The sequence below is a fragment of the Krasilnikovia cinnamomea genome (genome assembly GCF_004217545.1).
In the GTDB taxonomy this organism is placed as follows: Bacteria; Actinomycetota; Actinomycetes; order Mycobacteriales; family Micromonosporaceae; genus Actinoplanes; species Actinoplanes cinnamomeus.
Genome location: NZ_SHKY01000001.1, coordinates 6,734,817 through 6,747,774, shown reverse-complemented (window position 1 = coordinate 6,747,774; position 12,958 = coordinate 6,734,817). Strand labels below are relative to the sequence as shown.

Genomic DNA, 12,958 nt, shown 5'->3' with positions numbered 1-12,958 from the left:
CGGCCGCACGCACGGAAATTCCTGGTCACCGGCCCCCTGCCGGGAGACGGCGCGTGGCACCATCGTCTCCACCGCGCGGCCAGCAAGGACGTCCGCGGCCGACCATGGAGCACAGCGAATGCCACGCAGCATCAGGATCAGCGCGGACCAGGACCAAGCCATCGCCGGTACCCGGAAGATGCTCAAAGCGCACCAGCTGTTCGAGTACGTGGAGCGACTGAACCGTGGCATGCGCGAGGCGGCCGAGCAGCAACCCGCGGTCGTCGTGGTCGGCGAGGTGAAGCGCGGCAAGAGCTCGCTGGTCAACGCCCTGACCGGACGGGACGTGTCCCCGGTCGACGTGGAGGTGGCGACCGCGGCGTTCCTGCGCGTGGTGCCGCCGTCGGACGACCTGCCGGACGGCACCTGGGCCCTGGTCGGCCCGGACGGGCGGCGCCCGGTGCCCGCTCCCGAGGCGGCCGCCTTCCTGCGGGCCGGACCCGGCGAGGACGAGGCGGAGTCCGCCGAGTACGCCGAGGTGGCGGCGGACAGCCGGTGGCTGCCCACGGTGACCCTGGTGGACACGCCCGGGGTGGGCGGCCTGGAGTCGGCGCACACCCGGCTCGCCTCGTGGGCGGCGGCACGCGCGGGCGTGCTGCTCATGGTGACCGACGCCGGCCAGGTGCTCACCGCGCCGGAGCTGCGGTTCCTCCAGGAGGCGGCGCAGGGCGTGGAGACGGTGGTGTTCGCCGTGACCAAGTCCGACCGTTACCCCGACGGCGGCGGTCAGATCCTCGCCGAGAACGCGGCCCTGTTGCGGACGCACGCCCCCCGGTTCGCCGGCTCGCCGATGCTGGCCGTCTCGGCGAGCCTGGCCGCCGAGGCCGGCACCGTCGACGGCGACCCGGAGATCCGGGAACTGCTGGAACGGGAGTCGAACCTGCCCGCCCTGGCACAGGTGCTGCGCGAGCGCACCGCCGACGCCCGTACGGTCGGGTTGGCGAACGTGCTGCGCGTCGCCATCACCGGGCTGGACCGGCTCACCGGGGACCTGCAGGGCCGGCGGCGCGGTGCCGCCGGCTCACCCGACGGCGGCGACCCCGTCCAGGCCGAACGGGACGCGCTGACGCAACTGCGGCTGCGCGAGCGCCGGTGGCGCTCGGACCTGGACCGGGACCTGCTTCGGTTCCGGCAGTCCGCCATCCGCGACGCCGGCCGCCTGCTGGACGACGTACGCGACCGGTGGAAGTTGCGGATCTCGAAGGAATGGAGCGGGGTGACCGAGGACGGCGCCCGGCAGTTGCTCGGCGAGCTGCGCAGCGAACTGCGCCTCGTGGCGGCCCACGTCAGCGCCACGGTGCAGGACGGCCTGGTCGCCACGCTGGCGGAGCAGATCGGCGGCGTGGACGCCGCCGTCGCGGTGCTGCGCCCGGTGACCGCCGACTTCGAGATCGAGCTGACGCCGGGCCGCCGCGGCCCGGACATGAGCTCCGGCATGCTCGACCCGTCCCTGGCCAGTTCGGCGGTGATGGGTGCGGGCATGGCGACCAGACTCGGGGTCATCCACGCCACCGGAGCGACGATCTTCGGGCCGATGGGCCTGCTGTTCGGCGGGGCGTGGTTCCTGGTGAACCTCGGCATGCGGCGGCTGCGCGTCGGACGCCAGCGGCTCGAAGCCGCCCTCAACGAGTCCCTCGCGGTGCTGCGCGGTGACCTCGCGGCCGGGATCGACGCCGCCATCCGGGACTGCCGGCCGGAGGTGGGGATCGCCGTGGAGGACCAGCTGCGCGCGGAGATCGCGCGGGTCACGGCGGTCATCCAGGAGGCCGAACGCCACGCCAAGGCCTCCGCGCACGAGCGCGAACAGGAGGTGGCCGCGGTGGACCGGGAACTGGCCGCGGTGGCCACGCAACGCGACCTCGTCGTACGGGAGCTCGCGTTGCTCGCCCGGCCGGGAACATCCGCGGCGTCCGCCGCATCCCACTCCCGATGACCGACGACCGCGCCCGGGAGACGCCATGACCGACGAGCATCACTGGACCGACGCTCTGCAGCCGTTCCTGACCGACGCGCCCGAGCCGATCCCGTTCGAGCCGGACCCGGCGCCGTTCGACCCGGCACACGTGCAGGACGGCCCGCACGACGATCCGGCCGTGCCCGAGCGCCCCGAGCTGGACTTCGGTGCCGTGGGCCTGCCGGATCCCGGCTGGGTGACGGACGGCCGGCTGGTCGGCGACCCGACCGGGGACGCGGAGCACTGGTTCGAGCAGTCCGCCAACGGGTACTGCGTGCCGGCCAGCATCGCGCAGATCGTCTCGGAGTACACCGGCGTCCACAACATGGACGAATCGGCGTTCGTGGCCCGCGCCAACGCCCTCGGCCTGTTCACCGTCGGCCCGGACGGGGTGCCCAGCATGGGTGTCGGTGGCGCCCAGAAACTGCTGGAGGACGCGGGCGTACCGGCGGGGATCGAGGCTGGCATCGGCATCGAGACCCTGGAGGATTACCTGGCGCAGGGGCGCCGGGTGATGCTGGCGGTCGACAGCGACGAGATCTGGTACGGCCGTGAGGACGAGGCCACCGCGGACCACGCGGTGGTCCTCACCGGCATCGACACCGCGCGCGGCGTGGCGGTCCTGTCCGACCCCGGCACCCCGGACGGCAACATGCTGGAGGTTCCGCTGACCGTGCTGGCCGACGCGTGGGAGGACTCGGGCAACACGGCGCTGGTCTGCGACGAGCCGCCCGGCGGGCGGACGCCGGCGCAGCCGGACGGGGCGGTCCCCGTCGGGCTGCCGGTCGCCGACCAGGCGGGCAAGCCCGTGTTCGGCGTGGCCGACGACGCGACGGCGGCCCTGCTGGCGCCGAAGGGACAGATCGAATCCGTGGTGTCCTGGGTCGTGGACCGGCCCTACGTCCTCCTGCCGGTGGTCCTGGCCGGTGGCGCCTTGATCGCGACCCGTCGCAGGTGAGCGCGCCACGTGATCCGGGGGTGCTCGGCGAGCCGCCGGCACCCCCGCCGGAGGTGTGGACCTGGGTGCTCGCCCGAGCACTCGACCCCACCGCGCCGATGATCGAGGCCACCGGTCTCGTACCAGAGCTGGTGGATTTCGCCGGCTCTGGTGAGGGTCCGGCGGATTTCACCGGTTTCGAGGCGGACCATGCGGATGTCGTCGACGACCCGGCGGGGCCGCACCACGACGATCCGGACCGGTGGTCCGAGCCGTCCGGGCGGTTGACCGGGCATGCGCCGGAAGATCATGATGGCGCGGATCTTTCCCCGTCCGACGACCCCTGGTCACCGGGGCCTGAACCGGAGATGTACTGAATTGCCCGGCTGGTCCTTGTCGATCGACTTCGGCACCTCCAACACCGCCGCCGCGTACCGCCGCGGCGGCGGGGATCCCGTGCCCATCATGTTGACCAACGACGCCCACCAGATGCCGTCCGCCGTGCTGGTCACCCCGGACGGGATCCAGGTCGGCGCCACGGCGCGCCGGTCGGCGCGACGGTTTCCCGACGGGTTCGAACGTTCACCGAAACGCCTGATCGGCCAGGACACCACGTACCTGGGTGGCCGTGACGTGCCGGTGCAGAGCCTGGTCGCCGCCGTGCTGCGGGCCGTGGCCGCCAAGGCGAGCGAGGTCGGCGGCGACGACCGCCCGGACTCGGTGCTGCTCACGTACCCGCAGGACTGGGCGGGGCCGCGCCGTGACGTGCTGCGCGCGGCGGCCCTCGAGGCGGGTTTCGCCCCGGACGTCGTACGCCTGATCCCGGAGCCGGTCGCCGCGGTCGCCTACCACGCCCACACGACGCCGCCGCCGCCCGGCGCCGCGGTCGCGGTCTTCGACTTCGGCGGCGGGACCTGCGACGTCGCCGTGCTGCGGGCCGCAGACGCCGACAACCCGGCGGACCTGCGGGTGCTCGCCTCAGCCGGAGCCGACCCCCTGGGCGGCGACGTCATCGATCACCTGCTGGCGACGGCCGTACTGGCCCGGCTGGACGACCGGGACCGCGGTGACCTGGTCCAGGCCCTGCGCGATCCCGCGAACGCCAAGGCGCTGCACCGGTTCCGCAATGAGGTCGAGGTCGGCAAACGCGAGCTGAGCGAGAACGAGCAGGCCCGGGTCATGGTCGAGCTCGGCGACGACGAGGAGATCGTGACGATCACCCGCGCCGAGTTCGACGAACTGATCGCGCCGCAGATCCGGCGCGCGATCGAGCTGACCGAGCGGACCCTGGCGCAGGCGCAGGTCGCCGTCGCGGACCTGCACAAGCTCTACCTGACCGGCGGTTCGTCGTACCTGCTGGCGGTCCAGCGGGAGATGACCGCCATGCTGGGACGCTCGCCGGAGAAGTTCGACGACCCGAAGCTCGTCGTGGCGCTTGGCGCGCACCACGCCGCCGCCGCGCCGCCGACCAAGGCGAGCCCGGAACGAGCCGCGTCCCAGGCCTCACCGCCGGACCCGCGACAGGCCGCGGCACCCGCCCGGCCGGCCCCGGCGCCCGCCCGCCCGGCCGCGACCCCGCCGGCCCCGGAGCGGGCGGCGGCACCGCCACCGGAGACGGAGCAGGCGGCGGAATCCGCCGTGCCGGTGACGGCGAGCCTGATGATGTCGTCCGCCGGTATGCACGCGGCCAGAGCCGTGGCTTCCGGGGCGGCCGGGCTCAGCGCCGCCGCGCAGCGCGTCCTGATGGTCAACCCTGCGCTGATGACCGCGCTGGCGGCCACGCCGGAGGGCCCGGCCACCGTCGACGACCTGCCCACCCTGGCCGCACTCATGTGCGTTCCGGGGCTGCTGGACCAGGTGTGCGCCGACCCCGGCCTGATCGGGCGGCTGCGTGGCAGCAACACGCTGCTGAAGATTCCGCAGGCCCGGCCGGGCGGTGTGCCGCTGCCGATCCGGGTCTTCTTCGGCGACTCGCCGTACTGGCTGCGCGCCTACGAAGATCCGGCCGCGCGACGCCGGTGGGACGACAGCGAGGGACCGGGCGACATCTGGGCGGTACGGACGATGCGTACCTGGTGCACCGCGACCACGCAGGAGCAGCGGGAGATCCTGCTGAGCCCGCAGTGGGCGACCTGGGTGCCCGGCGAGCACTACCTGGACGCCTTCCACCACGGCGACGGCGACGAGCCCGACACGATCTGGCTGCCACCGGCCATCGAGCGGCCGAGCGCGGTCGCGCCGAAGGCGTCGCAGTTCGTCCGGCCCGCCCATCCGACCCCGCAGCAGGAGGCGTACCTGCGCGACCTGGCCGAGGCGTACGCGCCCGCGGGCGGCGGCGGCCTGGCCGCGGCGACGGCCCGTCAGCCGGACTCGGGCAAGCTCGTGCGGGCCCGCCTCGGTGAGCTGCCCGCGAACTTCCGGTGCCAGGTCGAGCTCATGGGCGTCGCCATGACCGGGTTCTCCACCGAGCTGCTGTTCTACCAGGCCACCGCGACCCGGCCGAGCGCCGTGGTGATCCCCTTCAACGGCGGCACGTACGACATGACGACCGGTCGGATCGGCTGGGGCGGTTTCCCGATCATCCTCACGCCCGACGTCGTCACCGGCGTACGGATCAAGACGGACTGGGCCAACGCGCAGCGACGGATCGTCGTCAGCACCTGTCCCCGGCCCGGGGCGAGCTGTCCGCCGTCCGGCGCGGACCTGCAGCTGAGGACCGGCCAGCTCAACGCGGTGGCGAACCGGATCCGCGCACACCTGGGCCGGCCCTGATGCGTCCGGTGGTCGCGCGGATCGCGCGGCTGTGCGACGACATCGGCCCGCTGCTGGCCGCCGACGGCCAGGACACGGTCGCGGCCGTCCGCGCCGGCCTGTCCGAACCGCTGCGCCTCGCCGTCGTGGGCCGGGTCAAGGCGGGCAAGTCCACTCTGGTCAACGCGCTGGTCAAGCGCCGCATCGCGCCGACCGCGGTGGGCGAGTGCACCCGTACGGTCACCTGGTACCGCTACGGCGCCCCGGAGCGCGCCGAGGTCGAGCTGCGCGACGGCAGCCGGCGTGACCTGCCGTGGCGCGGCGGGCGCCTGCCGGACTCACTCGGGGTGCCGGCGGAGCAGGTGGCCCGCGTCGTCGTGTACCTGCAGGCGGCCGCGCTGCGCGACCAGACCGTCATCGACACGCCGGGCCTGGCCACGTTGACCAGCGCCAACGAGGCGGCGACCCGGGCCGAGGTGTTCGGTGCCGGCGCGGCACCGGACGACGCGGAGCAGGTCTCCCGGTACGCCGCGGGTCAGGCGGAGGCCCTGCTGTTCGTGTTCCGGGAAGCGGAGCGCAAGGACGAGATCGAGTTCCTGACCCAGTTCCGCGCCGCCACCGGTGAGATCGGCGCCAGCGCCGTCAACGCGGTCGGCGTACTGTCCCAGTCCGACCAGTTCACGGGCACCGATCCGTTCGAGGTCGCGGACGGGCGGGCCGCCCAGCTCGCCGCCGCCCGCGCCGCCGACGTGTCCGCGGTCGTCGCCGCCTCCGGCCTGCTGGCCCAGGCCGCGCGCACCGGGCGGCTCGGCGAGGGCGAGGCCCGGCTGCTGGCCGGGATCGCCGACGTGCCGGAGAGCCTGCTACGGCTGCGGCGCACCCGCCCGCTGCCCGGCACCGACCCGGCCGAGCTGGACCGGCTGTTCGGGCTGCTCGGTGTCCACGGTGTCCACCAGGGACGGCACCGCAGCGCACGGGGAGCGCACGAGCTCGTCCAATGGCTGGAGTCCGTGTCCGGGGTGGCCAAGGTCGAGGACCTGGTGCGCCGCAGCCTGCTGAGCCGCGCCCACGCGCTGAAGGCCATGCGCGCGCTCCGGGTGCTGACCGACGCCGCGAACCGGACCGGCCTCGACACCGGCGCCGCGCTCGGTCTGATCGAGCAGGCCCGCCTCGACCCGGCCCTGCATCCCGTCCGCGAGTTGCGGGCCCTGCGTCACCTGGTCGCCGAGGCCCCGGTCTCGCCGCTGCGGGCCGAGCTGGAGCGCGTCAGCGCGGACACCACCGACCAGGTCAGGGTCGGCCTGCCCGCGTCGGCGACCCCGGACGACGTCGCCACCGCCGCCCGCCGGTGCGCCGCCGCGGCGCAGGAACAGGCCGCCTTCGCCCCGATGCCCGCCGAGGCGGAGGCCGGCCGGGTGCTGGCCCGCTCGTACCAGCTGATCGCCCAGCGGGCGCGGCCGTGAGCGCGGACGCCGCGGCCCGCCTTGCCGGAACAAGCGACGACGCCGCGCTCGTCGCCCGGGCGCGGGCCGGTGACAGTGTCGCCTTCGCCGCGCTGGCCGAGGGGTGCCGCACCCGGGTCTGGGCCATCTGCCTGCGGCTGACCGGCAACCACGCCGACGCCGAGGACGCGTTGCAGGACGCGCTGATGGCCGCGTGGCAGCACATCGGCGGCTTCCGGCAGGAGGCACGCTTCGGCACGTGGCTGTACCGGATCGCGGCGAACGCGGCGCTGGCCGTCGTACGCCGCCGCCGCGAGACTCCGCTGGCGCCCGAGGATCAGGACTACCTGGTCGTCGTCGACGACCACGCCGACCGGCACGCCGAGCGGGACCGCGTCCAGGCGGCGCTCGCGCGGGTGCCGGAGCCGTTCCGCACCGCCCTGGTGCTGCGCGAGTACGGCGACCTCAGCTACCAGGAGATCGCCGCGCACCAGGGCGTCGGCGTGCAGACGGTCAAGACCCGGCTGTACCGGGCCCGCTCCGCCGTGGCCGAGCTGCTGCGCGAACCCGGCTAAGCGTCCTACAGCCCCAGCCGGACGGCCGGGAGCACGTCGTCGAGGGTCGCCGACAGGGCGGCGTCGGCGTGGAACGGCAGCTCCATCACCAGCTGGAACCCGACGCCGTCCTGCACGCCGACCACCACGTTGGTGAGCATCCGGCCGCGACCCGACGGCTGCCAGTCGAAGCGGTGCATCCGGGCCTCGCGCAGGCCGTCGACGCGCACCGGGCGGTCGCCGAGCGTGCGCTTGCCGCGCAGGAACGGGGCCCGCGCGAAGACCTCCCCCGTCCACTCGTCGAGGTCCTGTGCCCAGGTCTCCTCGATGCTCGCGTTGACGATGCGGTCGCCCGCGTCCAGTTGCAGGGTCTCGCTCCAGTGCCAGCCGTCGGGCGCCGCCCACTCGCGCCACGGCCGTCCGGGCACCGCCGCGGTGGCCAGCGACCAGCCGGTCGCGGCGACCGTCTCGTACCGCGACGGCGGACCGGAGACCACGGCGACCACGCCCACCGGCGAGCCGCCGGCGTCGAGTTCGCCGGTGTCGGCCGACACGACGAACGCCCGCAGGCCCTCGCCGGTTCGGTCGCGGAAGCGGTCGCACCGGGCGGGCAACTCCCCGATCCGGCACGGTTCGCCCTCGGACACCGGCGCGCTGCCGTGCGGCAGCATGACCCGGAAGCGCCGCCGCAGCCGGTCGGCGACCGGCAGGCCCGGGTTCTGCGCCGGGTCCAGCGCGCGGTCCGGCACCACGGCCCGCCGCAGCGTGAACGGTTCCTCGTCCAGCAGGGCACCCGAGGTGGTGACGCGCATGGGCGCGGTCAGCCGCCGCACCGACGAGACCGCCCATTCGGCGCCGACGCCGGCGGCGAGCAGACCCTGCCACGGTCGCACCGTGGCCGGGTCCAGCTGCCGGACGGGGTCGATCGGGGGTGCCGGCAGCTCGTCACGGAACTCCGGCGGTGGTGGCCCGTACGGGTTCACGGCGTTCACGCCCGCCGGGGGTCGCCGGGCGCGGCGTCCCGGTTGTCCGGGTACGTGTCGCCGTCGCTGTCCGGCGTACCGAAGGTGACCTGGCCGGTCTGCTCGGCGATCTCGATGAGCAGACCCGTCTCCCCGTCGTACCGGGGCCGGCCGATCACCGCCGTGTCCGGGACCACGATCGCCTCGGCCGCGTCGTCGACGCCGTTCTGGTTGGCGTCGGTGACCACCCGGTCGGTGACGCCGTCGTCGTTGTCGTCGTAGGCGGCGCGGTCCAGCACGCCGTCGCCGCTGGTGTCGACGCCGACGCTGTCGAACCGGCCGTTGCGGTCCCGGTCGAGGTGGAACGTGTCCAGCAGGCCGTCCCGGTTGGTGTCCAGGCCGATGCCGTCGACCACGCCGTTGCGGTCGGCGTCCAGGGTGGCCGTGTCGTACCGGCCGTCCTGGTCGGAGTCGGAGACCACGGTCTCCGGGAAGCCGTCGCCGTCGTAGTCCGCGTACTCGTACATGTGCGCCTCCTCGCCTCGCTGTCGGAAGGTCTGAGGGCCGCACCGGCGGAAATGTTCCCGGAGGTCACCGGAAAGACCGGGCGACCCGGAACCCCACGTCGTCGATGGCCAGGTCGGGGTGGCTGCGGCGGCGTACGGAGGCCCGGCAGCTCCAGTGCTCGTCGAACCAGCCGCCGCCCCGCAGCACCCGGTACTCGCCGTAGACCGCCGGGTCGTAGCGGTCCCAGCACCAGTCCCAGACGTTGCCGAGCATGTCGTACAGGCCCCACGCGTTGGGCAGCCGGCCGCCGACGTCGTGGCACCGCTGCTGGGAGTTGCCGCGATACCAGGCGATGTCGTCGAGCGGCCCGTACCGGGGGCCGGTCGTGCCGGCGCGGCAGGCGTGTTCCCACTCGGCCTCGGCCGGCAGCCGGTACCCGTCGGCGGTGACGTCCCATTCGACCTCGTCGACGCCTTCGGCATACCGGTAGGCCGGCGTACGTCCCTCCGCGGCGGACAGCGCGTTGCAGAATCGGACCGCGTCCCACCAGGACACGCTGGCGACCGGGCGGCGCCGGTGCCCGGCGGTGGGTCGTTCCCCGCCGGTGACGCGCCGGTACAGCTCCTCGGTGACCGGGAACGCGGCCAGTTCGAACGCCGCCACCGGCACCGACCAGCGCCGCTGTGTGCGCCGGTCCGACAGGGTCACGCAGCCCTCGGGTACGCCAACCATCTCCACCGGGACGCCACCGCTCATCGCCCGCCGATCATACCGTTCGCCGTGCCCGCGACCGCCGCGCCCCGGGGAGCACGGCGGGGACCGCGACCCACCCTCGCCGGGACCATCGGCCCTGCCGGCCGACCGGACCGACCGGCGATCCTGACGACGAAAGGAGGCGCGGCGATGAAGGACTGGACCGTCAGCCACGTCATGACCAAGCCCGCGGTCTTCGCGACCGAGACGGACTCCTACCGGCAGGTGGTGAACCTGCTGATGGAGCACCGCGTCAGCGCCGTACCTGTCATCGATGCGTTCGAGCGGGTGACCGGTGTGGTCTCCGAGGCCGACCTGCTTCGGAAGATCGAGTATGTGGGTGAGGGCGACGCCCGGTTCCTCGAGGGGCGGCGGCGCCGCCACCACCGGGCCAAGTCGATGGCCCGTACGGCCGGCGACCTGATGAGCAGCCCGGCGGTCGTCGTCGTGCAGCGCACGTCGATCCCGGCGGCGGCCCGAATCATGGACGGCGAAGGCGTCAAGCGGCTGCCGGTCGTCGACGACCTCGGCCGGCTGGTCGGTGTCGTCTCCCGCGGCGACCTGCTGAAGGTGCACCTGCGACCGGACGAGGAGATCCTGCGCGACGTCGAGACCAGCGTGCTGCACCCGTTCCTGGCCGACGACGCCGCCACGATCTCCGTGACCGTGCTCGACGGTGTCGTCACGCTGGCGGGGCGGGTGGACCGCTGGTCGGCCGCCGACCTCGTCGCCCGGCTGATCTATCAGCTTCCCGGTGTGGTCGAGGTGCTCTCCACGGTGTCGTACACCTTCGATGACCGGGAGCTGGTGTCCTCCGGGAAGCGCCGGGGCTCCGCCTGAGCCTCGGCCGAGCGGCGGATCCCGGTCCACTCCCCTTCACCCGCGGCCGTCGCGGCCGATCGGGACCGGGAAGGGGGTGGACTCATGGACGGCAGCGCGCCGCACGGGGAGCTGTCGGCTGCCCTGCTCGTGCTCGAGGAACAGCCCATCGCGGACGCCGACGCGGCCCTCGCCACCGCGTCTGCACTCCAGGCCCGGGCCGCGGCGCTGGGGGACGCGGCGCTGGAGGTCCGCGCCCGCCTCGTGCGCGTCACGCTGCGCCTGCGGACCGGCGACATCGGCGGGGTGGCCCGCGAGGTCTTCGAGATCCACGAGTGGGCCACCCGGCACGGCGACCGCCTGTTGCAGGCCCGCTCCCACATGGCCTGCGCACAGGTCGCGCGGCTGTCCGGCGACGCCGCCAAGCACCTGGAACACGCGGTCAGCGCGGTCGAACTGCTCGACGAGACCGTCGCGCCGGACATCCAGGTGACGCACCGCACCAAGCTGGCCGACGCGCTGGCACAGACCGGAGCGATCGACGCGGCCCGGCTCCGATACCGGCAGGCCGCGGAACTGGCGCGCACGGCGGGCCAGTGGCAGCGGTTGATGCTCGTGCTCAACAACTGGGCGTTCGCGGAGTACGACAACGGTGACGCCGCGCGCGCCGAGGAGGTGGTCGGGCGCCTGCTGGCGCACGCCGAGGCGCACGGCCTCGAGCTGAATCCGCGCGACCTGGACACGATCGCGTGGATCCAGATCGCCAACGGCGAGTACGCCGAGGCGGAGCGCGCCATGCGCCTGTGCATCGCCCGCCGGGAGGCGGGTCTGAGCGACGGTGCCGACGACATGGCGGAATACCTGGTGACCCTCGCCCGCGCGCAGCGTGGGCTCGGAGAACTCGCGCAGGCGCAACAGAGTCTGGACGCCTCGCGGGCGCTGTGCGTGGATCTGGGGCTGCCCGAGGTGATGGTCCGGGTGTTGCAGGAGCAGTCCGAGTTGCTGGCGGTGCGCGGGGAGTTCGCGGCGGCGTTCGCGGCGCGCAAGGAGTCCTTCGCGGCGCACGAGCGGCTGCGCTCGCGGGAGCGCGAGGCGCAGGCGCAGGCCCGGCAGGAGTTGTTCGCGACGACCGAGGCGCGGCAGGAGGCGGTCCGGTTCCGGGAGCAGGCGCGGCGGGATCCGCTGACCCGGTTGCGCAACCGCCGGTTCGTGGACGAGGAACTGCCGGCGATGATCGCGGCGGACCCGGGCCTCGTGGTGGCGATCGCGGACGTGGACCACTTCAAGCGGATCAACGACGAGTTGTCCCATGACACCGGGGACCAGGTGCTGGTGAACGTGTCCCGGCTGCTGGAGGACGGCCTGGCCGCGGTGGCACCGGAGGGGTTCGTGGCGCGCCTGGGCGGGGAGGAGTTCCTGCTGGTGCTGCCGGCGACCCCGGTGCGGGTGGCGGCCGCCCGGCTGGACGCGCTGCGGCGGGCGATCGCCGAGCACGACTGGACGGCGGTGACCGGCGGCCTGCCCGTGACCGTCAGCGTCGGGGTGGGCGACCCCTCGCCGTCCAGCCCGTCGGCGGCCTTGTCGACCGCCGACCGCAATCTGTACGCGGCCAAGCGGGCGGGCCGCAACCGGGTCGTCACGGGCACGCCGCGCGACGACGTGACCAGCCCGGCCTACGCCGCCTCGTCCGGGCCCTGACCAGCGGGGCTCTTCGCCCGACGCTGGTCGGGTCCGAGCGTGCAGCGTCGCGGCGCCTGCCCGGCCTCAGCCGAGCGGGCAGACGATCCGGGTCCGGTACCCGGCCTCGCTGGCCGCATCCGGTCCGACCAGGTACTCCTCCCACATGATCTCGGGCGGGTTCAGCGCGTGGTCGCCGAACCACCGGCCGAGGGCCGCGTACGCGTCGGGCAGCGTCTCGTACGGCCCGAGGTGCTCGGCGCTGACCGCCCGCCCGGCCGGGAGCCGCTCCGCGACCAGGGTGCCGGCCCTCGCGGGCCCGCCCTCCACCGGGAAGCCGACGGTCACGTCGAACGCCCGTTCGACCTCGTGGCTGTACACCGCGACCGGCGGTCCCGCCGGGGCGGCGCCGCACTGGGCGAGTTCCCGGGCGACGGCCGGGATCGCGCGCGCGAAGAACTCGGGCAGTTCCGCCGCCGCGACGTGTTCCCGCATGCCCATGACCGTGCGCGCGGGCAGCGTGAGCGTTTCGACGGCGTCGTTCGCCATGGTGCTCATGATTC

Annotated in this window: 12 protein-coding genes; 8 read left to right on the top strand and 4 right to left on the bottom strand. The window is 74.2% G+C overall.

Annotated elements, in window-relative coordinates; all coding sequences use genetic code 11:
* Nucleotides 1-118 precede the first annotated feature (118 nt).
* The 6 genes from EV385_RS30245 (at nt 119) to EV385_RS30225 (ending at nt 7,698) form a co-directional block, all read left to right on the top strand.
* Nucleotides 119-1,972, top strand: a complete 1,854-nt coding sequence (locus EV385_RS30245; protein ID WP_165449659.1) for a dynamin family protein — start codon at nt 119-121, stop codon at nt 1,970-1,972.
* 25 nt (nt 1,973-1,997) lie between these two features.
* The gene (locus tag EV385_RS30240) at nt 1,998-2,951 is read left to right on the top strand and encodes a cysteine peptidase family C39 domain-containing protein (RefSeq protein ID WP_130512546.1); all 954 of its coding nucleotides are present in this window, start codon (nt 1,998-2,000) and stop codon (nt 2,949-2,951) included.
* A gap of 98 nt (nt 2,952-3,049) precedes the next feature.
* Nucleotides 3,050-3,307 (top strand): hypothetical protein, encoded by a 258-nt coding sequence (locus EV385_RS34110; RefSeq protein ID WP_165449658.1) that lies wholly within the window; start codon nt 3,050-3,052, stop codon nt 3,305-3,307.
* A 16-nt stretch (nt 3,308-3,323) separates the two neighbouring features.
* A complete protein-coding gene (locus EV385_RS30235; protein WP_207230011.1) occupies nt 3,324-5,702 on the top strand; it encodes an Hsp70 family protein in 2,379 nt (792 codons plus the stop codon).
* Complete coding sequence (locus EV385_RS30230; protein ID WP_130512544.1) at nt 5,702-7,144, top strand: dynamin family protein; 1,443 nt, start codon at nt 5,702-5,704, stop codon at nt 7,142-7,144. Before EV385_RS30235 ends, EV385_RS30230 begins: the two co-directional genes overlap by 1 nt.
* Nucleotides 7,141-7,698: an RNA polymerase sigma factor gene (locus tag EV385_RS30225; RefSeq protein WP_130512543.1), complete on the top strand. Its 558-nt coding sequence runs from the start codon at nt 7,141-7,143 to the stop codon at nt 7,696-7,698. Before EV385_RS30230 ends, EV385_RS30225 begins: the two co-directional genes overlap by 4 nt.
* 5 nt (nt 7,699-7,703) lie before the next feature.
* Here EV385_RS30225 and EV385_RS30220 read toward each other — a convergent pair whose 3' ends face one another.
* From EV385_RS30220 to EV385_RS30210, 3 genes are all read right to left on the bottom strand, one after another.
* The gene (locus tag EV385_RS30220; protein WP_130512542.1) at nt 7,704-8,669 is read right to left on the bottom strand and encodes a hypothetical protein; all 966 of its coding nucleotides are present in this window, start codon (nt 8,667-8,669) and stop codon (nt 7,704-7,706) included.
* Nucleotides 8,666-9,166, bottom strand: a complete 501-nt coding sequence (locus EV385_RS30215) for a hypothetical protein (RefSeq protein ID WP_130512541.1) — start codon at nt 9,164-9,166, stop codon at nt 8,666-8,668. Before EV385_RS30215 ends, EV385_RS30220 begins: the two co-directional genes overlap by 4 nt.
* A 64-nt stretch (nt 9,167-9,230) precedes the next feature.
* Nucleotides 9,231-9,902 carry a formylglycine-generating enzyme family protein gene (locus tag EV385_RS30210; RefSeq protein WP_242625158.1) on the bottom strand — a complete coding sequence of 224 codons (672 nt, stop codon included), beginning with the start codon at nt 9,900-9,902 and terminating at the stop codon, nt 9,231-9,233.
* A gap of 147 nt (nt 9,903-10,049) precedes the next feature.
* Between EV385_RS30210 and EV385_RS30205 the strand changes: the two genes are divergently transcribed.
* Nucleotides 10,050-10,739: a CBS domain-containing protein gene (locus EV385_RS30205; RefSeq protein ID WP_130512540.1), complete on the top strand. Its 690-nt coding sequence runs from the start codon at nt 10,050-10,052 to the stop codon at nt 10,737-10,739.
* 84 nt (nt 10,740-10,823) lie between these two features.
* Nucleotides 10,824-12,416 carry a GGDEF domain-containing protein gene (locus EV385_RS30200; protein ID WP_130512539.1) on the top strand — a complete coding sequence of 531 codons (1,593 nt, stop codon included), beginning with the start codon at nt 10,824-10,826 and terminating at the stop codon, nt 12,414-12,416.
* Between the two features lie 66 nt (nt 12,417-12,482).
* On the opposite strand, the gene EV385_RS30195 is transcribed toward EV385_RS30200, so the two are convergent.
* Entirely contained in the window at nt 12,483-12,953 is a 471-nt protein-coding gene (locus tag EV385_RS30195; protein ID WP_130512538.1) for a GyrI-like domain-containing protein, read from the bottom strand.
* Nucleotides 12,954-12,958: the final 5 nt, after the last annotated feature.

Bases quoted from the DNA above. Each gene is read 5' to 3' on its own strand.
- EV385_RS30245 (WP_165449659.1), top strand. From the start codon at position 119: ATGCCACGCAGCATCAGGATCAGCGCGGACCAGGACCAAGCCATCGCC.
- EV385_RS30240 (WP_130512546.1), top strand. From the start codon at position 1,998: ATGACCGACGAGCATCACTGGACCGACGCTCTGCAGCCGTTCCTGACC.
- EV385_RS34110 (WP_165449658.1), top strand. From the start codon at position 3,050: ATGATCGAGGCCACCGGTCTCGTACCAGAGCTGGTGGATTTCGCCGGC.
- EV385_RS30230 (WP_130512544.1), top strand. From the start codon at position 5,702: ATGCGTCCGGTGGTCGCGCGGATCGCGCGGCTGTGCGACGACATCGGC.
- EV385_RS30215 (WP_130512541.1), bottom strand. From the start codon at position 9,166: ATGTACGAGTACGCGGACTACGACGGCGACGGCTTCCCGGAGACCGTG.
- EV385_RS30210 (WP_242625158.1), bottom strand. From the start codon at position 9,902: ATGAGCGGTGGCGTCCCGGTGGAGATGGTTGGCGTACCCGAGGGCTGC.
- EV385_RS30205 (WP_130512540.1), top strand. From the start codon at position 10,050: ATGAAGGACTGGACCGTCAGCCACGTCATGACCAAGCCCGCGGTCTTC.
- EV385_RS30200 (WP_130512539.1), top strand. From the start codon at position 10,824: ATGGACGGCAGCGCGCCGCACGGGGAGCTGTCGGCTGCCCTGCTCGTG.
- EV385_RS30195 (WP_130512538.1), bottom strand. From the start codon at position 12,953: ATGAGCACCATGGCGAACGACGCCGTCGAAACGCTCACGCTGCCCGCG.